The sequence below is a fragment of the Paenibacillus sp. JT22N15 genome, assembly GCF_059383755.1.
Genome location: NZ_JBXENV010000006.1, coordinates 74,497 through 95,660 on the forward strand (window position 1 = coordinate 74,497; position 21,164 = coordinate 95,660).

The following is a 21,164-nucleotide window of genomic DNA, read 5'->3' on the forward strand; positions in this document are numbered from 1 at the left end:
GATGTGGCAGAAGCGTATAAAAAAGCTGGCGTCGATATAGCGGCTGGCAACGAAGCGGTCGAAAGAATGAAGAAGCATGTCAAGAAGACGTTCCGTCCTGAGGTGCTGACGGATCTTGGCGGCTTTGGCGGCCTGTTCGGCCTAAACAAGGATAAATATGAGGAGCCGGTGCTCGTATCGGGAACAGATGGTGTTGGCACAAAGCTGAAGCTGGCTTTTGCAATGGACAAGCATGACACGATCGGTATCGATGCGGTTGCCATGTGCGTCAACGACATCATTGTACAAGGCGCTGAGCCCTTGTTCTTCCTCGATTACCTCGCTTGCGGCAAAGTTGTGCCGGAGAAAATCGAAGCGGTAGTCAAAGGCATTGCAGACGGCTGCGTACAGGCAGGCTGCGCGCTGATTGGCGGCGAGACGGCAGAAATGCCGGGCATGTACCAAGGCGACGAATACGATATCGCGGGCTTTACGGTCGGCGTTGTCGATAAGAAAAAAATCATCGACGGCACGACCATTGCGCCCGGAGACGCAGTAATTGGCCTTGCGTCAAGCGGCATTCACAGCAATGGCTATTCGCTCGTTCGCAGATTGCTGCTGGAAGAAAGCGGTTATGCGCTTGATCAGGAGCTGGCAGAGCTTGATGGCGCGAAGCTTGGCGATGTATTGATCGAGCCAACGCGCATTTATGTGAAATCGGCGCTTAAGCTGATTGAGCAAGTGAAGGTGAAAGGCATGGCGCATATTACAGGCGGCGGCTTCATCGAGAACATTCCGCGCGTATTGCCGGAAGGCGTTAACGTAAATGTGGAATACGGCTCTTGGCCGATTCACAACATTTTTGGCCTGATGCAGGAAAAAGGTTCAATTACGAATCGTGACATGTTCACGACGTTTAATATGGGAATTGGCCTCGTAGTTGTTGTACCGGCTGATGAAGCGGAAGAAGCGCTTCGCGTAGCAAATGAGCTTGGCGAGAAAGCTTACCGCATTGGAACAGTAACGGAAGGCAGCCGCATCGTCACGTTTACAGGAGCGACGGTGTAATGGCAGCGAAGCGTATAGCCGTATTTGCATCTGGTCAAGGCACAAATTTTCAAGCCTTGGCCGATGCGGCATGGCAGGGGGAGCTCGATGCAACTATCGAGCTTCTTGTTTGTGATAAGCCGTCTGCGCCGGTTATCGAGCGGGCGCGCAAGGCTGGCGTAGAAACGTTCGTTTTTAAGCCGAAGGACTATCCGTCCCGCGAAGCGCATGACAGCGTGATTTTGGCGGAGCTTGAGCGCCGTGGCATTGAGCTTATTGTACTGGCAGGCTATATGCGCATCATTACGCCAGTGCTGGTGGAGCCTTTCTATGGGCGGATGATCAATATCCATCCTTCATTGCTGCCAGCGTTTCCCGGCATTAATGCGATTCGCCAGGCGCTTGATTACGGCGTGAAGCTGACGGGCGTCACCGTGCATTATGTGGACGGCGGCCTCGACAGCGGCCCGATTATTGCCCAGCAGGCAGTCGGCATTGCGGACGGCGAGTCGGAGGATGAGCTTGCGGTACGCATTCATGCGGCCGAGCAGCAGCTGCTCCCGCAGGTCGTGCGGCAAATTGCTGGCGGACGGGTTCATTTGGACGGACGTTTGGTGCGGATCGATGTGAACAAGCAAGCTGAGTGATTGGGCATTCATAACGATAAAAGTAGTTAGAGCGTAACCGGGTTAAGACAAAAAGGAGGGCTTTGTGGAATGGCTATTCGTAGAGCATTAATCAGCGTATCTGATAAGACGGGTATTGTGGAGTTTTCGCGTGAGCTGGCAAGCCAAGGCGTAGAAATTATTTCGACAGGCGGAACGTTCAGCTTGCTGGAAAAAGAGGGCATTCCGGTCATCGGCATTTCCGATGTGACGGGCTTCCCGGAAATTTTGGATGGACGCGTCAAAACGCTGCATCCTGCTGTTCATAGCGGCCTGCTCGCTGTTCGCGACGATGCAGAGCACCAAAAGGTGATGGAAGAGCTGGGTCTCAGCTACATCGACCTCGTTGTCGTGAATCTGTACCCGTTCAAGCAGACGATTGCGAAGCCCGATGTGGAATATGCGGATGCGATTGAAAACATCGATATCGGCGGTCCAACAATGCTGCGTTCAGCTGCGAAAAACCATGCATTCGTTACCGTTGTCGTAGACGCTGCGGATTATGCGGCTGTGCTGGAAGAAGTCAAAGCAGGCGGCGACACGACGCTTGAAACGCGCAAGCGCTTGACGGCGAAAGTATTCCGCCATACGGCTGCTTACGATACGCTGATTGCTGAATATTTGTCCAAGCAGACAGGCGAAGAGCTTCCAGAAAGCTATACCGTTACTTACGAAAAAGTACAGGATCTCCGCTACGGCGAGAACCCGCACCAGAAGGCTGCTTTCTACAGCAAGCCGCTCGCTTCGGCAGGCAACATTACGACAGCAGAGCAATTGCACGGCAAAGAGCTGTCCTACAATAACATTAATGATGCAAACGCTGCGCTTGCGATTGTAAAGGAATTTGATGAGCCGGCTGTAGTTGCCGTTAAGCATATGAATCCTTGCGGCGTAGGTACTGGCGCTGACATTCATGAAGCATATCAAAAAGCGTATGCGGCTGATCCGACTTCCATCTTTGGCGGCATAGTTGCGGCGAACCGCGTGATCGGCGCAGACACAGCTGAGCTGCTGGGCCAAATTTTCCTTGAAATTATTATTGCCCCGGACTTTACGCCGGAAGCGCTTGATATTTTGACAAAAAAGAAAAACATTCGCCTCATGAAGCTCGGCGAGCTTTCCGTTGCTGCAGCTGACCGCAAGCCTGAGCTGCTCGTGACGACGGTTGACGGCGGCATGCTCGTACAGGAAAGCGATGTTCGCAGCCTGACGGAAGCAGACCTGCAATTCGTAACCGACCGCAAGCCGACTGAGGAAGAGCTCAAGCAATTGCTGTTCGGCTGGAAAGTCGTGAAGCATGTGAAATCGAATGCGATTTTGCTGGCGAAAAATAATATGACGATTGGCGTAGGCGCAGGCCAAATGAACCGCGTAGGCGCTGCTCGCATCGCAATCGAGCAGGCTGGTGCGCAGTCCGCTGGCGCTGTACTGGCATCGGATGCCTTTTTCCCAATGGGCGATACGGTTGAGCTCGCAGCTAAAGCTGGCATTACGGCGATTATCCAAACGGGCGGCTCTATTAAAGATGCCGAATCGATTGCCGCAGCAAATGCCAACAACATTGCCATGGTACTGACTGGCGTTCGTCATTTCAAGCATTAAGGGGGAGCTGACAAGATGCGAATTTTAGTAGTAGGCGGCGGCGGCCGCGAGCATGCGATCGTATGGGCGCTGAAAAAAAGCGAGAAGGTCCGGCACATTTATTGTGCGCCGGGCAATGCGGGCATTGCGCAGCTCGCGGAATGCGTGCCGCTGGCTGTCAATCAATTTGACGAGCTGGTAGAGTTCGCGAAAGATGCGGCTATCGATCTCGTATTCATCGGTCCGGATGATCCGCTAGCTGACGGCATCGTCGATGCGTTCGAAGCGCATCAAATTCCGGTATATGGACCGAATAAAGCGGCAGCGGAAATTGAAGGCAGCAAAATTTTCATGAAAAATTTGCTCAAGAAATATAATATTCCGACGGCTAAATATGAGACGTTTACCGAATATGAGGCGGCTTCTGCTTATTTGCAGGCACAGCAGACGCCAATCGTCATTAAGGCGGACGGACTTGCGGCAGGCAAGGGCGTAACGGTGGCCTTTACGATGGAAGAAGCACAGCAGGCGCTGAAAGAAGCGATGCTGGATAAAGTGTTTGGCGATGCGGGCAACCAAATCGTGATCGAGGAGTTCTTGGAAGGACAGGAAATGTCCATCCTTGCTTTCGTAGATGGCGAGACGGTGCGGGCGATGGTGCCGGCACAGGATCACAAGCCGATTTTCGACGGCGATAAAGGCCCGAATACGGGCGGTATGGGCACATATACGCCGCTGCCGCATATTGATCAGGCGATTATCGACGAGTCGATTGCGAACATTATTATTCCAACGGCGAAAGCGATGGTCAGCGAAGGCCGCCCGTTCCGCGGCGTATTGTTCGCCGGTCTGATGATTACGAAGGATGGCCCGAAAACGATCGAGTTTAATGCACGCATGGGCGATCCAGAAACACAGGTTGTGCTTCCGCGTCTGGAAACCGATCTTGTCGACATCGTATTGGCTTCACTGAACGGCAGATTGGAGCAGCTTGATATTACGTGGAGCGATGAAGCAGCGGTCTGCGTCATTATGGCTTCCGAGGGTTATCCGGCATCGTATCCGAAAGGCCGCGTCATTGAAGGGCTGGCGAAAGCCGAAGCGCAAGGCGCGCTTGTGTTCCATGCTGGAACAGCTGAGAAGGACGGCCAGTTCGTAACGAGTGGCGGACGCGTGCTAGGCGTTGTCGGCCGCGGCCGTGACATCGCAGAAGCGCGTGCGCGTGCTTATGATGCGGTGGGCGTTATTCATTTCGAAGGCATGCAGAGCCGTTCGGATATTGCGGCGAAAGCGCTGGTTTAATGTTCATTCTCAAACGTAGTCATTCCTATATGAAATAAATTTATTAAGCTTGAAGCCGCCTATGTGCGGCTTTTTTTATTCAATCATAGTTTTACTAGGATGTGTATGCAAACCGAAGTCGGCTTTCAGCTCTTTGTTTAGCGTTTATTCCAGGGCAATTTTCTCTGCCGAATTAAAGGCTTATAGAACCCCATTATGCGAATGTTGCTGAGTCCGCTGTGGGTAAAAGCACTGTTGCAGAGGCCATCAGCTCGGAAGCTCACTGCTTTTTTTGAAGGACTGAGGTTCCACTATTCTGGCTTTCCATCCGATTTGAGGCCACACGCGGACAGGAGCGCCGTTATTCCCCTCATTATCTCGTCAAAAAGGCTTTTGAAAACGCATTAGCGGCTTCTGAGTCCGCAGCCGATGCCATAACCCTTGATTTGGTTGAAATAGCGGCTGCTGTGTCCGCCAAGTCTAACTTTGTTCAAGGGGCCAGCCCCTGAAACCAAGAGTATGACGGTGGCTATAATCAGGAACTGAATCGCTTACTTTTGCATTCACACCCTAGTAACACGAGAGCCGAAGTCGTTTCATTTTTTACTTGTATAGTGCTATTTGCTACGATAGCAACGGGGATATCCAATACTAGCTTGTTTGATAATCTTATTTTCACAGCCCTCTCCTATCCATATTCTAGCAGTTCATTATAGCATGCAATGGGGAGGTTTTTTTGCTGTCAAATGCGGGCGAAAGGTGTAACTAATTTGTAACGCACTGCGTCTATGAATGCGATAAGATAAATCTATCAGCAGGGAATAGAAGGGTGAATCGGATGAAGTATAACACACGAACTAGAGTAAGCAGCATGAAGACGCGCAAGAGAACAAAACGAAAACTAGCAATTGCAAGCTTTCTACTTGTAGCACTAGCCTTATGGCTTGGCGGCTGCGGGACTAAGGCTTCATCGAGCCTGGAGGTTCTTGTGCCTGGCAAAGAGGGCAGCGCAAACATCCAGCAGGGCACTTCATCCGAGGATACCATCCATATTAACCATCCGACGTTGTCGGAAGGGACAAGCAGCGGTACGGACACGGCAAGCCATCCGGCGAGCACCGATGATTCCCATTCCCCTCAGAAAGGAACGGACGGCGCATCCGGTGCTTCGAATGGTTCCGGTACATCGGGTACATCCAGTGGCACTGGCGGAAAAACGCAAGGTGAAGGTTCCAAACCGGGAAAGAGCGTAACGTCCAGTACATATACAACTAAGCCTTCAAGCTCGGCTACACCAACGAGCAAGCCGGCTCCCACGCCAACGCCTTCGGCGTCTCCGCAAGGAGAGAAGGAAACGGGCAAGCCGGATAAGGAGCAGAAGCTTGTCGCCTTAACCTTTGATGATGGGCCAGATAACCGTTATACACCAGCGATTTTGGATATCCTGAAAAAGAAGGGCATTAAAGCAACTTTCTTCGTAGTCGGCGTTCAAGTGAAGAAGGACCCCGAGGTGCTTCAGCGCATAGTGGACGAAGGCCATACGATTGGCAATCATACAACCCATCATAAAGATTTGACGAAGCTGACCAAGAATCAAATATGGGACGAAATCACCACGACGGATAAGCTGATCAAAGATGTAGTCGGCTTTACTCCAAATCTGGTGCGCGCCCCGTATGGAGCTGTGAATAGTACCGTCAAGCAGCTAATGAAGGACAAAGGAAGAGAATTGGTAAGCTGGAATGTAGATACCCGTGACTGGGCGGGAACGTCTGTCGCTGTGATGAAGAAGAACATTAGCGAGCATACGAAGCCGGGTGGTATAATACTGATGCATTCTTTTGGAGGCAAAGGGATTAAAAACACGGTAGACATGCTGCCAGACGTCATTGATAGCTTGCAGAAGAAAGGCTATACATTTGTTACGATTGACGAAATGCCTTGATTCCGGTCTGCTTTCGGGCCGTATGTTTAAGGGGGCTTAAGCAATTGTTTATATTCAAAATAAGCGGGGCGCTGCTTGCAGCCGCCTTGCTTTGTTTATTAACCGGCTGCCGTTATACGGCGGCTCCTGCGGATTTGCTTGAAAAGCCTACTATCGCCTCGGATAAGCAGGCGCTCGTTCAGGCTGTGCAGAAAGCTTTGCCGCCTCATGCGCAGCTTGCGCTTCCGATGCGGGATGACAATCTTGGCGCCGTGCGCCTGCTCGATGTAGATGGCGATGGCATAGACGAGGCGCTCGTTTCTTTTAACAATGAATACAGCTCTCCTGAGCTAATGCTGCTCCGCTTTCGGGGCAACACCTGGAAGCCCTATTATACGATTCAGCAGCCTTTATCGATGCGCATGGACTGGATGAAAGTAAGCGATTATGACAAGGATGGCAAGCTCGATTTAGCCGTCGGCTGGATCGGCTCCTATGATGGCTCCAATATGGTCGAGCTGTATTCGCTTAGCCAAACGCCAGTGCGCAATGAGGAAGGCAAGCTTGTGCTTGAGCCGGAGGATTCCTTGCCTTATTTGTACGCGGAAGCAGGCGATCTGAACGGAGATGGAAAGCTGGAGCTGGCGGTCGTCACGGGGGATTGGGCGAATCAGGAAGTGCAGCTGCCGAACTATAAGCTGACGGTATATGAATGGACAAAGGGCAAGCTTCATGCGCTCCAGCAGCTCGATCTTAGCAATGATGTCATTAATTATGACCGGCTGTTGATTGGCAAAATTTCCGAGCGGCATACGGGCATCGTATTGGAAGCTGCGGTAGGCGCCCATTCGATGTATACGTTTATGTATGTGTGGGGAAAAGGCAAGCTGCGGCCAGTTGCGTTATCCGAGCAAGGCGAATATGGAAATGCGCTCGTTTCGGGAACGCCGACGCAAAATGAAGATATAAACGGTGATGGTATTATCGAGCTATCGCGGCCAAAAGAGCCAGCAGGCTATCCGGATCTCCCTTATGCCGGGATGCTGTGGGTGAACGAGTGGCTGCAATGGGATGGAGATAAGGGCTTCAAGTCGATCAAGGAAGAGTTTACGAGTAACAGCTACCAAATCAGCTTTACGATTCCGAATCAGTGGAAGGGCCGCTATACGCTGAGAAGCCCGGAAGTCCACCGGGAATATGGCCTCGTCACCTTTGAATATTGGAATGAAAAAACCGGCTACAAGTCCGAGATTGGCACATTATATGCGGTTCCATTAACGAAGTGGGGCAGCGTCCAGGAAGAGTGGAAAGAGACAGACCGCTCTTACCATGTCGTGTTCAATTATGCGGGCTTGGTGTACATTTTTGCACAGCAGCTTGCTCCTCCAGGAACGATGGATATCAGTGATCGCCAGCTGTTTTATGCAATGCAGCTGAATAAGGATCAACTGCCTGAATTGCTGGTACCGAGGCCGGACTAATGGAAAAAGTGGGTGGACCTATGCGTATTTTGCTGCTGGAAGATGAAGAAGCGATTCGCGGCTTTGTCCGCATTAATCTAAAACGCAATGAGATGGAAGTGACGGAAGCAGGCGACGGTGAAACGGCGCTCGCTTTGGCTGATTCGGAGGGACCATTTGATATTGCGCTGCTTGATGTGATGCTGCCGACTATTAGCGGCTTCGAAGTATGCGAGCAGCTGCGCAGCAAATTCCCCAGCATGGGCATTATTATGCTGACCGCGAAGTCGCAGGAAGAGGATAAAATACACGGGCTGGAGCTTGGCGCCGACGATTATGTGCAGAAGCCATTCAGCCCAGGCGAGCTGATTGCCCGCATCAAGTCGCTCTACCGCAGAATGCAGCCGAGTGCTGCGCTGCTTCAGGCGGTGGCTAGCCAAGAGCTGGCGGCGGCTGCTCCCGTGCAGGAGGTAATGGATGATGAGCTGACCATTGGGCCATTCCGCTTGTCGGTATCTGCGCGCAAGCTATGGAAAAACGATGAGGAAATTATTTTGACCCCGACCGAATGGACGCTGGTGCGGCTATTAATGGAGCGGGAAGGCAAAAGCGTCAGCCGCGATGATATTTTGAGCGAGGTTTGGGGCCGTTATTATGTGGGCGACCTTAAGGTCGTTGACGTAAACATTAGGCGGGTGCGCCAAAAAATTGAAGACAATTCCTCTGAGCCTGCTTTCATCGAAACGGTATGGGGCTTCGGCTACCGCTGGAGAAGGGGCAGCAGCGGATGAACAGTCTGAAGACGAGAATCGTGTGGAGCTATTTGCTGCTGATTGCGCTCGTTGTCGTCGTGCTCGGCGGACTTTTTGCTACACTGATTACCAACTATTATTATGGCAGCGCACAAAGCTCGGTTAAGCAGCGGGCTGTATCCGCCCTTGCCACGCATAACCGGACGATGGCTTCGCTGAAAATGCATGATCAAGCCGATTACATGCTGCAATATATGGTGGAGGGCGATACCCGGCTTCAGCTGCTTGATGTGTATGGCAACGTACGCATGGACTCCGACGGGCTGGTGGAAGATATACATTACAGCACGCTGGACGTGCAGGCAGCGATGAACGGGAATACGGATATTTGGCAGGGCAATGATCCTTATTACAAGGAACGGGTCACGTCGATTACGATACCGGTCTGGAACGATACGCATGTCGTATCCCTGCTGCGTTATTCGGCCTCCATCAGCGCTGTGGACGATATGGTAAGCCAGCTGCTGCGCATGACGGCATTCGTGGGGCTGGCAGTTATTTTGCTGTTTCTGGGCTTAAGCCTGTGGCTGGCGCAGCGTATTGTACGGCCTATTCGCGAGCTGACACGTGCGGCAAGATATATGGCCGATGGAGACTGGACGAGGCGTGCGACAAAGCGAAGCAATGATGAAATTGGACAGCTGGCGGAAACGTTCAATTCGATGGTCGTGGAGCTGAATCATCGCGAGAAGCTCAAAAATGATTTTATCTCCTCCATTTCCCACGAGCTGCGAACGCCGCTTACGTCGATTAGAGGCTGGAGCGAGACGCTGAAGGAAGGCGATCCGGCCGACAATGAGGAAATGAAGCTGGGGCTGCAAATAATTAGCCATGAAACGCTGCGCTTGTCGGGGCTTGTTGAGGATTTGCTCGATTTCTCCAAGCTGTCGGCAGGAAGCATGGAGCTTCATGCCGAGCTGCTGGATCTCAACAGCCCAGTGAAGGAGACGGCGGCCCAGCTTGGTGTCCGGCAGGATCAGACGGGCGTGAAGCTGCTCGTCACGCTAGGCAAATCGCCGGTGATGGTGTATGCGGATGCCAATCGCTTGAAGCAGGTTATCATTAATTTGATTGACAATGCATTCAAGTTCACACCAGCAGGCGGCACCATTCGCGTGTCGATCTCCATTACGCCTGACGAGAACTTTGCGCTGCTGACAGTTGCCGATACCGGCTGCGGCATCGAAGCCGAGGACATTCCTCATGTGACGGAGAAGTTTTATAAGGCGAATACGGGGCAGGGCGGAAGCGGGCTTGGGCTCGCGATCTGCAAGGAAATTACCGAGCTGCATGCTGGCGAGATGAAAATAGACAGCGAGCGTGGTGCTGGAACGGTAATCACGATCAAGCTGCCGATCAGCCATCAGGACAAACCAGCAACATAGCCAGAATTTATCAGCCGCCCGGAAGGGCGGCTAATTTTTGTTAAACAGCAGATTGCGGTTGAACAATACCCAGACGACAGCAACGACGACACCAAACGTTAGCATAACGGAAAGCCAGTGTTCAGTTAGCCATACGATCCATGCAGGCATATAAGCTCCACTCCTTCCTTGGCGGCCTCGAAAGCTGCCTAATTGAATAATAACTTGCTGCTTTTCATTAATATGTCCGAAGCATTCTCGGGCCATCAAAAAAAGCTTTGCCTAATTGTGGTACAATATAGGGGATGGTCATTTCATACTGGGAGGGATTTATATGTCTTTCACTGTTCAGATTGGTCAGCAAGCACCAGATTTTACGCTTCCGGCGACGGATGGCAAAAGCTATTCGCTGCAGAATTTTGCCGATGCGGACACGCTGGTCGTATTTTTCACCTGTAATCATTGTCCTTATGTCGTTGGATCGGACGAGCTCACGCGCAAGACGGCCATCAAGTTCAAGGAGAAGGGCGTTGCTTTCGTCGGCATTAATGCGAACAGCATTGCTACGAAGCCGCATGATTCCTTCGAGCATATGGTGGAGCGAATGAAAGAGCTGGAGTTTCCTTGGACGTATTTGCGCGATGATACGCAAGAGGTAGCCAAAGCTTATGGGGCGCTGCGTACGCCGCATTTTTATGTTTTTGATAAAGAGCGCAAGCTGGTTTATACGGGCCGGGGAGTTGACCAGCCTAAGGATTCGAGCAAAGTGACGGTTTATGATTTGGAGCGTGCGCTTACCGAGCATACGCTGGGCAAGGAGGTGTCGGTGCCGTACACCAATCCGATTGGCTGCAACGTCAAATGGGATGGACAGGATGAGCACTGGATGCCGGTTGAAGCTTGCGATCTAGTATAAAATAACGGATTGACAGCAGCATCTGCGGGTGCTATTATGACTTTAACAAATTCAAAGTATTCGGGTAGGAATTAACATAATTAAGACGCTGTATGGAAACGGCAGGAGGTTTTGGACATGGAGAAGCATCTGGTATTGCGCCATGAAGGATTGGAGCTGGCAGCTACGCTGCATTATCCGACGGATGAGAAGAAGAACGACGACTGCAAACGGCAGGCGATCATTATTTGCCATGGCTTTGTTGGAAGCCGCATCGGTGTGGACCGCTTGTTTGTCAAAGCAGCCCGCGCCCTTGCAGCCCAAGGCTCGTATGTGCTGCGCTTCGATTATGGCGGCTGCGGCGAGAGCAATGGCGATTACGGCTCGCTTGGCTTCGACAGCATGGTCGATCAGACGCGCACAGCGCTTGACTACATCACTAGCATGGAATGCGTCGACCCGCGCCGGATTGTATTGCTTGGACATAGCCTAGGCGGAGCCGTCTCCATTATGACAGCCGTCAAGGATAGACGGGTCAAGCGCCTCCTTCTATGGTCGCCAGTTGCTTATCCCTTCAATGATATTGTCCGAATTGTCGGCAGGAAGGGCTATGATGAAGCGGTTGAATCCGGCTTTGTTGATTATTCCGGTTTTACGCTGAAGCCCGTTTTCTTCGACTCTCTGCTTGAGCATCAGCCGTTCCAGGCAGCAACACGCTTCTCCGGCGATGTCCTTCTCGTCCATGGCACGAGCGATGAACTCATTCCCGTCGATTACAGCTTCCTCTATCAGAAGGTGTTCTGGACCCGCAGCGAGGGACTGTGCGACAAGGAAATTATTTTTCAGGCGTCGCATACGTACTCCAACCGCCAGCATCAGGAGGAAGCGATTCGCATCAGCTCGGAATGGCTGGAGGGGCTGGATAAGAAGCAGCAGGAATGGCATCACTGGAGCATTTAAATTGGAAAAAAAGGTAGTGCCGCTTACGGCGGCATCCGGCTTTATGGCAGGACCTGTCACGCGGGACTAACGCGTGAGCAGGTCCTGTTTTTAGTTAATTTGTTACTCCTTCTATCATCCTGTGGTATAGTAGAAAGGTAGAAAAGGCAGCTAAGCTGCTTTTGCGAGCTTTTTGCTGCGTAAATTGTCATGTTATCTATCACGCTAGAGGATAGATTTGAAATTATAAAAATATAAGCATTTATAAGTTTCAACTTATAAATGCTTATATTTCTCGGATTGAAACGCGCCGCGCCCCAATTGGCAACAGCCGTTTCACCTTGGATCATTCGGATAAAGGCGGGTATCATTCATGAAATTGGGAAAAAGAATCGGTTTATCGTCCAGCATTCTGCTGCTGCTGCTTGTACTGCTTGCAGCTTGTGCGGGAGGCAGTAAAGGGGAAGCGGTTCCATCCGCTTCGCCAGAGCCAAGCGCTTTGCCAAGCCCTAGCGTCTCACCGGGAGCACTGCCGTATCAAGCGCCATTAACGGGAATTGGTCGGCAGACAGAAGCATTGGAGCGGCCAATTGCTGTCATGATCAACAACTTGAAGCCGGCTCGCCCGCAATCGGGATTGTCGAATGCCGATGTGGTGTGGGAGGTGCTGGCGGAAGGCGGCATTACGAGGCTCGTTGCGCTGTTCCAAAGCACGGATGCGATAACCGATTCGATTGGTCCGATTCGCAGCATCCGCCCTTATTTAATTAATATTGGCGAAAGCTACGGCGCTGTACTTGCCCATGCAGGCGGCAGCAATGACGCTTATGCGATTTTGCAGCAGCAGAAGAAGCCGTATTTGGATGAAATTTCGAACGCGGGCGCCTATTTCTGGCGCAGCAAGGAGCGCAAGGCGCCGCATAATCTGTATTCGGATTTAGAGAAGCTGCGTTCCGGCGCGGAGAAGAAAAATTACAAGCAGGATACAGCAGTGCCTGCCTACGTGTTTGCAGAGAACGGCGCAGCGGAGGCAACGACTCCTGCGACGGCGGTAACGATCCATTTTACGCTGAAGGATTATAAGGTTTCTTACGCCTATGATGAGGCGAGCAAGCTATATAAACGTTCTATCAACGATGAAGCGCATATTGACCTCAACAATAATGAGCAGCTTGCGGCTTCGAATCTGGTCGTACTGGCAGCAAGCCATAAGACGCTGGACAATGAAGGCAGGCTCGCGGTTGATTTGCAAGCGGGCGGAGATGCGATGCTGTTCCAGCAGGGTCGGATGACGGAGGCGTCGTGGGTACGGGCGCCGGACAATATGATCCGGATCGTGAAGGATGGCAAGGAGCTTGCTCTTGTGCCGGGCAAAACCTTTTTCCACATTGTCCCAAATACAAAATCGATTGCTGATCATGTGATGTATGGGTAAAAAAAGCACGGTTCGGAAACACTTTTAGCAGGTGAAGAGTGCTTCTGTGCCCGTGGCAATATAAGCTTAGGCGCTGTCTCTTTACGAGGCGGCGCCTTTGTTTTGGAAGCGGAGGAAATGAACGTTATGACTGCATAGAGTGAAAAAAAGAAATTTTTTTTCATGAACGTTAATATTCCGTTAACAATTTTAAAGTAAACTGTGTTAAGATATTCTGGGCTTATCCACCAAAGGTCACCAATGGTCGACAAAATGCTCAAACAAAACATCCAGCCGGTAAAGGGGATTACGATGTTCAAGAAAAAAGATATTTTCTTTAAAACGTTTGAAGAAATGGCCGATGCGCTCGTTGTCGCTGTTGAGTATTTCTCAAACGGATTGTCGGATTTGTCCGATGTCTCTGCTTTCGCCAAGACGATGAAGGAATACGAAAGCCAGTGCGACAAGTATGTGCACACGATTTTGAAGGAATTGAACAAAACGTTCATCACTCCGATTGAACGAGAAGATATTATGGCGCTGACGACCTCGCTTGACGATGTGCTTGATGGAATCGAGGCTTGCGCTTCGCGTTTCGAAATGTACAACATCAAGGAGAAGGATGAGTACATCCAGCTGTTTGGCGACATTTTGCTGCGCTGCGCGCATCAGATCAAGAAAGCTATTTATTTGCTGACACAGAAGAAGCTGCTGGCTATTCGTGAGCCGAACATTGCGCTGAACGAGCTGGAAAATCAAGCCGATGATCTGCTTCGCGTATGTATTACAAGCTTGTTCGCGAACGTAAGCGATCCGATTGAGCTGATGAAACGCAAGGAAATTTATGAAATGCTGGAGCAAACGACCGACTATTGCGAGGATGTTGCCAATACGCTGGAATCGATTATTATGCGCAATAGCTAACGCGGAAAGTGGGAGTCAACTCTAATGGATTCATATATTTTATGGACGGTTGTCATTCTGGCACTCGGTTTTGATTTTATTAACGGCTTCCATGATACCGCGAATGCGATTGCGACGTCGGTATCGACCCGTGCGCTCAAGCCTCGTGTAGCGATTTTGATGGCTGCGGTGATGAACTTCCTCGGTGCAATTATGTTTACCGGGGTAGCCAAAACGATCGGAAGCGGCGTTGCGAATCCGGCTGATTTGCCGAATGGTGTCGAAGTCGTTATCGCTGCGCTCATATCAGCTATTATCTGGAACCTGGTTACGTGGTGGTTCGGTATTCCGTCCTCCTCGTCCCATGCGCTCATCGGCTCGCTGGCTGGTGCGGTTATTGCGGGTTCAGGCATTGGCACGATTAATGCTTCTGGTTTCACAGATATTGTTAAAGCTCTCATTTTATCGCCGCTGATTGCTTTCTCGGCTGGTTTCATCATTATGTGGCTGCTCAAGCGGATTTTCGCAAAATCGAGCCCGCATCAGGTGAACAAAGGCTTCCGTTTCAGCCAAATCATAACGGCAGCCTTCCAATCGTTCTCGCATGGTACGAATGATGCGCAGAAGGCGATGGGAATTATCACGTTCGCGCTCGTTGCGGCGGGAGTTCAAGATAGTTTGGACGTTCCGCTGTGGGTTAAGCTGTCCGCTGCTCTGGCGATGGCGCTTGGTACGTCCGTCGGCGGCTACAAAATCATTAAAACGATGGGTACGAAGATTTTCAAAATCGAACCGATCAATGGTTTTGCTGCCGATGTAGGCTCGGCTGTCGTTATTTTGACGGCTACGGTGCTGCATTTGCCAGTAAGTACGACACATGTTATTACGTCCTCGATTCTCGGTGTAGGCAGCGCGAAGCGCTTCTCCAGCGTGAAATGGTCGATGGCGGGCCGCATTTTGGTCGCATGGGTCATTACGATTCCGATCACTGTCCTGATGGCAATGGCCGTCTACTGGGCAATGGATTTGTTGTTCATTTAAGCTTGCATAGCGTTTAGAAGCCCGGTCCGTTAGTGGATGCGGGCTTTTTTGTTGGGCGGGGAGGGCTGGACGGTGAAAAAGAGAGCTTCTGCCAGCAATGCTTGCTGCTGGCAGGAGGGGCGCGCCATGCTGGGCTGTTCGCTTCGCATGGCGGAGGAGGCAGGCCGGTTAGCGGCGCTGCTCTCCGCTGCCGGGGCTTAGCGCCGGCGTTTTCTTCTGCGTCTACGGGCGGCGGGACTTGAGCCAGAGCCGCTGCCGGACTTGCGGCGCTTGCGTTTAGGGACGAACTCTTCCACGTCGTCGGTGGCGTCGTCCTCGGCCCCTTTTTTCCCAAAGGAGCCCATAATCACCTTCACGAGCGGAGCCATCTGGGATACGCTGCTCATCACCTTCTGAACCTTCGTCACCGTGGTCAAAATGCCGTCAATACCGCCTATGCGGTCGACGAAGCCTTTGATCTCTCCCAAATTAGCGAGCGAGAATCCGCCGCCTTTGGCAGGGGCTACGGTTTCAGCAAGCTCGGCCGCTGTAGCTGGAACGACGGTTTGTGACTCCGGCTGTACGGCTTGAACTGATTGAAGCGGAGGCTGAAACTCTGGAATCGCATTTTCATTCAGTAGGCCGGATACGCTGGCGTTATGGTTAACGGTGGGGCTGAGCTGGCTCGGCCCCTGGCGGCTGCTGCGATGCTGGAAATGCTGCGGCTGCTGAGCATGCGGGTAGCGGGGATATTGGGGATAGCCGCCGGGATTATTGCGATAATTCACGCTGATCACCCTTTTAAATTTTATAGTCGAATCGCCGTGCCTCATGGTGGAATGCTCTGCCTGTGGAAGACGAGGTGCGTTGTGCAGAGCGGTCATGGTGAAGCGCGGGCTCCCTCGCCAATGCGGCGGTGAAGCGGTGTACACTTGGTATTAGTCTATGGCATAGGCAAACGTAAGGATTGGACGAATGTCACGGGTATTGAAGAAAAATAACGGCAGATGCCCCACGTTAGCTCTTCTGTTCTGTAAAGCGTGAATACGGTAATGCTTGAAAAAAACGGGTAAAAAAGCTACAATGTGAGCATTGGAAGTCCGGTTTGAAGACTAGAGGAGTGAAGAATATGCAGCTCAAAAAGCTGAACGATAAAGCGGTAGATCAATTGTTTGAGGCCATCTTAACTTTAAAGTCCGTTGAGGAATGTTATGTGTTTTTTGATGATTTGTGCACGGTCAATGAAATTCAGTCGCTGTCGCAGCGTCTGGAAGTAGCGCGCATGCTCGGCAAGGGCAGCACGTACAATCAGATTGAAGCGGAGACAGGGGCGAGCACGGCTACGATCTCGCGGGTGAAGCGCTGTTTGAATTATGGCAACGACGGGTATAAAATGGCTTTAGAACGTTTAGGACGGTAGGTGCGTGAAAGCCATGACAAAACCCGGCATTCTCGTTATAAGCCACGGCTCGCGCGATGCGCAGTGGGTGCAGCTTGTAGATGAAGCAGTAGAACGGGCAACAGAGACGATGCAGCGGGCCGAGGTGCCCGTGTATTCGTCTTTTCTTGAAATTATAGAAGGTCGGCTTATTCAGGACGGCATTGATGCGCTGGAGGCGCAGGGCGTAAACGAGCTGTATGTGCTGCCGCTGTTCATTTCATCAGGCAGTACGCATATCGATGAAATTGGACAGGCTTTTGGTTTTGCGCCGATCTCGGATTTTGAGGGCGATCTGGGTAGGTTTAGGGTGAACGCGCATGTTCATATGGGCATACCGATAAATGATGATCCAGAAATTGCTGAGCTGCTGCTGCAAAATATGAAGCCGCTCAGCGCGGAGCCGAGCCGCGAAGCGCTTCTATTAATTGGCCACGGCAGCAAGGAGCCGGTGTTTCATGAGCGCTGGCAGCAAGGACTGGGTGCGCTAGCTGGTCGTATACGCGAGCTAGGCGGTTTCGCGCGCGCGGAAACGGCTATGCTGCTGCCTGATCAGGCTGCTGAGCGGTTGAGAGGCATGCAGGTGGAATGGCCGGAGGAAGCGGTTATCGTCGTTCCGTTATTTTTGAGCAATGGCTATTTTACGAATGAGGTCATACCGGAGCGCTTGTCGGGACTGGATTATCGCTATAATGGAAGGCCGATGCTGCCTGACCCGGCGATTGAGCGCTGGCTGGTGCGGAATATGACGGATTGGCTGGCGGGGCTGGAAGCCGTATAATAGGGGAAAGTGGAAGGAACGCACGGGACGATAGGGACAAAGGGCAAGAAAGGCAAGAATTACGCATGCGCGAAGGCGATAGGTAGGCCTGCCGACACATGGGAAAATGGAAAAGGGCTGGAGGTCACGCTGATGTCAGCATATAAAAGAGCAAGATTGATCTATAATCCTTCTTCCGGCAGGGAAGAAATGAAGCGCAGGCTTCCAGATATTTTGCAGCGGCTGGAGCGCGGCGGCATTGAGACGAGCTGCCACGCGACGATAGGCGAGGGCGATGCGACGCTTGCGGCGGCCGAAGCCGCGGAGCGCGGCTATGATCTGATTATTGCGGCGGGCGGCGACGGAACGCTGTATGAGGTTATTAATGGGCTGGCGGAGAAGCCGAATTTGCCGCCGCTGGGCATTTTACCGCTAGGGACGACGAACGATTTCGCAAGGGCACTGGGCATTCCGAAGCATTGGGAATATGCGGTCGATCTGATCATTCAGCAGTATACGCGCCCGATTGATGTCGGCAAGGCGAATGAGCGTTATTTTATTAATATTGCTGGTGGCGGTTCGATGACGGAGCTGACGTATGATGTGCCGAGCAAGCTCAAGACGATGATTGGGCAGCTGGCGTATTATATGAAGGGCATGGAGAAAATGACGCGCCTCAGCCCGACGGAGCTGAAAATCCAGGCCGCAGGCGTTGGCGATTTTCATGAGGAGTTTATGCTTTTTCTCATCTGCAACAGCAACTCGGTTGGCGGGTTTGAGAAGCTGGCTCCGGACTCGAAGCTCGACGATGGATTGTTTGACGTCATTTTGCTGCGAAAATGCAATTTGCCGGAGTTTATCCGCCTCGTGTCGCTCGCGCTGCGCGGGGAGCATATGAATGATCCGCATATTATCCATTTCCGCACGAATGAGATGAAGGTCACGACGCCAGACTACGTACAGATTAATCTCGACGGCGAATACGGCGGCAAGCTGCCGTTTACGTTCTCGGTGCTGCCTTCGCATTTGCGAATTTTTGCCGATGAGATGGGCGAGTCGACCTATCGGTAGTATAATGGATTTATAGTGGATAGAGAAGATTAGGGATTCGTGTATGCTGGCGAGTCATTTTGTGAAAAAGAATAAGAGCAGAAAGTTGGCCGCTTAGCGGCCTGCTTGCGTTAATGGCGATATAGAGCGGAGCGGGTAGAGCAATGAACAGAAGGAATAACAGAGGTGGTGGCGGGCGTGGGCGCAGCGATTCCCAGTCGAAGCCGCCAGAAAATGTGCCGGTAAGCAAAAATGAAGAGGTCGTTCTCGATATTATCGGACTGACGCATGACGGGGAAGGGGTAGGTCGCGCTGAGGGCTATACCCTTTTTGTGCAGGGCGCACTTCCTGGTGAACGCGTGCGCGCGAAGGTCATGAAGACGAAGAAGCAGTATGGCTATGCGCGCCTGCAGGAGCTGCTGGTCGCGAGCGACGACCGCGTCGAGCCACCATGCGACATTTACAAGCAATGCGGCGGCTGCCAGCTCCAGCATATGGAATACGAAGCCCAGCTGAGCTGGAAACGCCAGCATGTGGTGGACAATCTGGTGCGGATCGGGAAGCTGAGTGTTGCTGGGGAAGCGGAGAAGGCACAGGCAGGTGGATCGGCGGAAAATAAAGCGGCGGAAGCTGCCGTTATTGTGCATCCAACTATTGGTATGGACGAGCCTTGGCGCTACCGGAACAAGGCGCAGGTGCCGATCGGCATGATGACAGGCGGTCATGCTAATGACGGTGATGGTGCGGAGAGTAAGCTGATTGCTGGTTTTTATGCGCGTGGCAGCCACAGGATCATTGATATGGATGATTGCCTGATTCAGCATGACCGCAATGATGAAATCGTGCGGGCAGTGAAGGCGATTGGGCGCGAGCTAGGCGTAACTGGCTATGATGAGGAGAGCGGACGCGGCGTACTGCGCCATGTTATGGCGCGTACGGGCTTTGTAACGGGCGAAATGATGGTTGTGCTCGTGACGAATGGACGCAAGCTGCCGCAGGCTGAGCGCTGGGTGGAGCGCATCCGTGAGGAGCTGCCAGGTGTGACGAGCATCGTTCAAAATGTGAATGAGCGGAACACGAATGTGATTTTTGGCGATGAGACGAAGGTGCTGTGGGGCAGCGATGTTATTTATGATGAGCTCGACGGCATTCGCTTCGCGATATCGGCGAGATCGTTCTATCAGGTGAACCCGCTGCAAACGGTGGCCTTGTACCGCAAAGCGGTGGAGTATGCGGCGCTGACTGGAACGGAGTCGGTCATTGATGCTTATTGCGGGATCGGAACGATATCGCTGTTCCTGGCGCGGCAAGCTGGGCACGTGTACGGCGTAGAGATCGTGCCGGAGGCGATTGAGGATGCGAAGCGGAATGCGGAGCTGAACGGGATTGGAAATGCGACGTTCGAAGCAGGACCTGCTGAGGTCGTCATTCCGCGCTGGCGCGAGGAGGGCGGCATTATGCCCGACGTCATCGTCGTCGATCCGCCGCGCAAAGGCTGTGATCCTGAGCTGCTGGAGACGATTTTGGCGATGCAGCCGGAGAGAGTTGTGTATGTGAGTTGTAATCCGTCGACTTTGGCGCGGGATTTGCGGGTGTTGGAGGATGGCGGGTATCGAACGGTTGAGGTGCAGCCGGTGGATATGTTTCCGTGGACTACGCATGTGGAGTGCGTGGTAGGAATGCAACGAATAGATACGTAGAAATCCTTTGTTTTCAACACTTTGCGGGTTTTCTTTCTATGGGAATTCATTCTAGGTGTATAGCTTAATTGGAGGTACTGTAATAGGTATACCCCTTAACATTCTCTTTACTATGCATATGAATTAACCAGGCTATCTGGCGTGGATGATGTAGGGAAGTTTTACAGGCCCTTGTTTGATACTGTCGTCAACCTGAACCTACATCAAATCGAGGCAGTTTTATTCGAGTTACGTTCGCCACTATCTGTATTGCTGGCCGATGAGGCAGGTCTAGGTAAGACAATCGAGACTGGGCGTGTCCTTTGGAAACTCTGGGTAGAACGCAAGCGAAGATTATTTATTAGTTGACCAGCTTCGTTGCGCAAACATTGGAGCATGGAGCTGAAAGCAAAATTCCATTTACCGAGCTTCATTATTGAGGCAAAGGCATATTGGGAGGCTCAGAAGCAAAGTATCAGTAACCCCTTAATGCAAAATGGTATTATTATTACCTCGTATCAATACGCGAAACTAATAAATCACGAACTACGTTTAATTGCCTGGGACACTGTCGTCATATACGAAGCACATACGCTAAGGAATTTATACCGAAGCAGCAAAAATCTCAGACAAGGGATTAAGTGTGCTCTGGAGGATCGAAAAAGGTTGCTCCTCACAGCGATACCCCTTCAAAATTTGTTGCAAGAGCAACAAGGGCTTTCTACCTTAAATGATGATCCCTTATATGGAGATATTACGGCGTTCCGATCGCAATATATGACTACCAAAAGCGACTTGAGCTTATTGAAAGTTAGGCTAATAGGCTTTACGCATCGCACCTTGCAAAGCCAAGTCTTGGAATGTATTTATTGCACCGAATGAAAAGCGATTACATTTCCGTTCCACCCTACAGACGTAGAGCAGGCACTTTACCAAGCCGTGTCCGACTTCCT

20 protein-coding genes are annotated in these 21,164 nt (G+C 51.7%); 19 read left to right on the top strand and 1 reads right to left on the bottom strand.

The genetic code is table 11. The features are described 5' to 3' along the window. Positions 1 to 3: 3 nt before the first annotated feature. From purM to AC50X8_RS13225, 14 genes are all read left to right on the top strand, one after another. Positions 4 to 1,047, top strand: a complete 1,044-nt coding sequence (gene purM / locus AC50X8_RS13160; RefSeq protein WP_056030604.1) for a phosphoribosylformylglycinamidine cyclo-ligase — start codon at positions 4 to 6, stop codon at positions 1,045 to 1,047. Next, entirely contained in the window at positions 1,047 to 1,673 is a 627-nt protein-coding gene (purN, locus tag AC50X8_RS13165; protein WP_056030601.1) for a phosphoribosylglycinamide formyltransferase, read from the top strand. The genes purM and purN overlap by 1 nt, the downstream gene beginning before the upstream one ends. Positions 1,674 to 1,742: 69 nt before the next feature. Continuing rightward, positions 1,743 to 3,293, top strand: coding sequence for a bifunctional phosphoribosylaminoimidazolecarboxamide formyltransferase/IMP cyclohydrolase (gene purH, locus AC50X8_RS13170; protein ID WP_056030598.1), 1,551 nt, complete (start codon positions 1,743 to 1,745; stop codon positions 3,291 to 3,293). Positions 3,294 to 3,308: 15 nt separating this feature from the next. Beyond that, positions 3,309 to 4,574: a phosphoribosylamine--glycine ligase gene (gene purD / locus AC50X8_RS13175; RefSeq protein WP_494880028.1), complete on the top strand. Its 1,266-nt coding sequence runs from the start codon at positions 3,309 to 3,311 to the stop codon at positions 4,572 to 4,574. Between the two features lie 817 nt (positions 4,575 to 5,391). After that, positions 5,392 to 6,498, top strand: a complete 1,107-nt coding sequence (locus AC50X8_RS13180) for a polysaccharide deacetylase family protein (protein WP_494858978.1) — start codon at positions 5,392 to 5,394, stop codon at positions 6,496 to 6,498. Between the two features lie 44 nt (positions 6,499 to 6,542). Then, positions 6,543 to 7,958 (top strand): FG-GAP repeat domain-containing protein, encoded by a 1,416-nt coding sequence (locus tag AC50X8_RS13185; protein WP_494880029.1) that lies wholly within the window; start codon positions 6,543 to 6,545, stop codon positions 7,956 to 7,958. 20 nt (positions 7,959 to 7,978) lie between these two features. Next, positions 7,979 to 8,728, top strand: a complete 750-nt coding sequence (locus tag AC50X8_RS13190) for a response regulator transcription factor (protein WP_056030582.1) — start codon at positions 7,979 to 7,981, stop codon at positions 8,726 to 8,728. Then, positions 8,686 to 10,134: a sensor histidine kinase gene (locus AC50X8_RS13195; protein ID WP_494880030.1), complete on the top strand. Its 1,449-nt coding sequence runs from the start codon at positions 8,686 to 8,688 to the stop codon at positions 10,132 to 10,134. The genes AC50X8_RS13190 and AC50X8_RS13195 overlap by 43 nt, the downstream gene beginning before the upstream one ends. Before the next feature lie 313 nt (positions 10,135 to 10,447). Further along, positions 10,448 to 11,029: a thioredoxin family protein gene (locus AC50X8_RS13200; RefSeq protein ID WP_056030576.1), complete on the top strand. Its 582-nt coding sequence runs from the start codon at positions 10,448 to 10,450 to the stop codon at positions 11,027 to 11,029. 117 nt (positions 11,030 to 11,146) lie between these two features. Next, the gene (locus tag AC50X8_RS13205) at positions 11,147 to 11,968 is read left to right on the top strand and encodes an alpha/beta hydrolase (RefSeq protein WP_056030572.1); all 822 of its coding nucleotides are present in this window, start codon (positions 11,147 to 11,149) and stop codon (positions 11,966 to 11,968) included. A 352-nt stretch (positions 11,969 to 12,320) separates the two neighbouring features. Beyond that, positions 12,321 to 13,382 (top strand): DUF3048 domain-containing protein, encoded by a 1,062-nt coding sequence (locus tag AC50X8_RS13210; RefSeq protein WP_494880031.1) that lies wholly within the window; start codon positions 12,321 to 12,323, stop codon positions 13,380 to 13,382. A 291-nt stretch (positions 13,383 to 13,673) separates the two neighbouring features. Next, the gene (locus AC50X8_RS13215) at positions 13,674 to 14,285 is read left to right on the top strand and encodes a DUF47 domain-containing protein (protein ID WP_056032854.1); all 612 of its coding nucleotides are present in this window, start codon (positions 13,674 to 13,676) and stop codon (positions 14,283 to 14,285) included. Between the two features lie 24 nt (positions 14,286 to 14,309). Next, complete coding sequence (locus tag AC50X8_RS13220; protein ID WP_494880032.1) at positions 14,310 to 15,305, top strand: inorganic phosphate transporter; 996 nt, start codon at positions 14,310 to 14,312, stop codon at positions 15,303 to 15,305. Positions 15,306 to 15,377: 72 nt separating this feature from the next. Continuing rightward, complete coding sequence (locus AC50X8_RS13225) at positions 15,378 to 15,506, top strand: hypothetical protein (protein WP_494880033.1); 129 nt, start codon at positions 15,378 to 15,380, stop codon at positions 15,504 to 15,506. Here the strand turns inward: AC50X8_RS13225 and AC50X8_RS13230 are convergent. Beyond that, positions 15,503 to 16,072: a tyrosine protein kinase gene (locus AC50X8_RS13230; RefSeq protein WP_494880034.1), complete on the bottom strand. Its 570-nt coding sequence runs from the start codon at positions 16,070 to 16,072 to the stop codon at positions 15,503 to 15,505. The two genes, AC50X8_RS13225 and AC50X8_RS13230, sit on opposite strands and share 4 nt — an antisense overlap. Before the next feature lie 341 nt (positions 16,073 to 16,413). Between AC50X8_RS13230 and AC50X8_RS13235 the strand changes: the two genes are divergently transcribed. The 5 genes from AC50X8_RS13235 (at position 16,414) to AC50X8_RS13255 (ending at position 21,093) form a co-directional block, all read left to right on the top strand. Further along, entirely contained in the window at positions 16,414 to 16,704 is a 291-nt protein-coding gene (locus AC50X8_RS13235) for a YerC/YecD family TrpR-related protein (RefSeq protein WP_046231556.1), read from the top strand. A gap of 13 nt (positions 16,705 to 16,717) precedes the next feature. Next, on the top strand, positions 16,718 to 17,503 hold the full coding sequence (locus AC50X8_RS13240; protein WP_494880213.1) for a sirohydrochlorin chelatase: 786 nt from the start codon (positions 16,718 to 16,720) through the stop codon (positions 17,501 to 17,503). A gap of 132 nt (positions 17,504 to 17,635) precedes the next feature. Next, complete coding sequence (locus AC50X8_RS13245) at positions 17,636 to 18,553, top strand: diacylglycerol kinase (protein WP_099517062.1); 918 nt, start codon at positions 17,636 to 17,638, stop codon at positions 18,551 to 18,553. 143 nt (positions 18,554 to 18,696) lie between these two features. Then, positions 18,697 to 20,232, top strand: coding sequence for a 23S rRNA (uracil(1939)-C(5))-methyltransferase RlmD (rlmD, locus tag AC50X8_RS13250; RefSeq protein WP_494880035.1), 1,536 nt, complete (start codon positions 18,697 to 18,699; stop codon positions 20,230 to 20,232). Positions 20,233 to 20,607: 375 nt separating this feature from the next. After that, positions 20,608 to 21,093: an SNF2-related protein gene (locus AC50X8_RS13255; protein WP_494880036.1), complete on the top strand. Its 486-nt coding sequence runs from the start codon at positions 20,608 to 20,610 to the stop codon at positions 21,091 to 21,093. Positions 21,094 to 21,164 lie beyond the last annotated feature (71 nt).

Bases quoted from the DNA above. Each gene is read 5' to 3' on its own strand.
- purD (WP_494880028.1), top strand. From the start codon at position 3,309: ATGCGAATTTTAGTAGTAGGCGGCGGCGGCCGCGAGCATGCGATCGTA.
- AC50X8_RS13235 (WP_046231556.1), top strand. From the start codon at position 16,414: ATGCAGCTCAAAAAGCTGAACGATAAAGCGGTAGATCAATTGTTTGAG.
- AC50X8_RS13210 (WP_494880031.1), top strand. From the start codon at position 12,321: ATGAAATTGGGAAAAAGAATCGGTTTATCGTCCAGCATTCTGCTGCTG.
- AC50X8_RS13200 (WP_056030576.1), top strand. From the start codon at position 10,448: ATGTCTTTCACTGTTCAGATTGGTCAGCAAGCACCAGATTTTACGCTT.
- AC50X8_RS13190 (WP_056030582.1), top strand. From the start codon at position 7,979: ATGCGTATTTTGCTGCTGGAAGATGAAGAAGCGATTCGCGGCTTTGTC.
- AC50X8_RS13240 (WP_494880213.1), top strand. From the start codon at position 16,718: ATGACAAAACCCGGCATTCTCGTTATAAGCCACGGCTCGCGCGATGCG.
- AC50X8_RS13220 (WP_494880032.1), top strand. From the start codon at position 14,310: ATGGATTCATATATTTTATGGACGGTTGTCATTCTGGCACTCGGTTTT.
- AC50X8_RS13180 (WP_494858978.1), top strand. From the start codon at position 5,392: ATGAAGTATAACACACGAACTAGAGTAAGCAGCATGAAGACGCGCAAG.
- AC50X8_RS13205 (WP_056030572.1), top strand. From the start codon at position 11,147: ATGGAGAAGCATCTGGTATTGCGCCATGAAGGATTGGAGCTGGCAGCT.
- AC50X8_RS13215 (WP_056032854.1), top strand. From the start codon at position 13,674: ATGTTCAAGAAAAAAGATATTTTCTTTAAAACGTTTGAAGAAATGGCC.
- AC50X8_RS13245 (WP_099517062.1), top strand. From the start codon at position 17,636: ATGTCAGCATATAAAAGAGCAAGATTGATCTATAATCCTTCTTCCGGC.
- purN (WP_056030601.1), top strand. From the start codon at position 1,047: ATGGCAGCGAAGCGTATAGCCGTATTTGCATCTGGTCAAGGCACAAAT.
- rlmD (WP_494880035.1), top strand. From the start codon at position 18,697: ATGAACAGAAGGAATAACAGAGGTGGTGGCGGGCGTGGGCGCAGCGAT.
- purH (WP_056030598.1), top strand. From the start codon at position 1,743: ATGGCTATTCGTAGAGCATTAATCAGCGTATCTGATAAGACGGGTATT.
- AC50X8_RS13255 (WP_494880036.1), top strand. From the start codon at position 20,608: ATGGAGCTGAAAGCAAAATTCCATTTACCGAGCTTCATTATTGAGGCA.
- AC50X8_RS13195 (WP_494880030.1), top strand. From the start codon at position 8,686: ATGGGGCTTCGGCTACCGCTGGAGAAGGGGCAGCAGCGGATGAACAGT.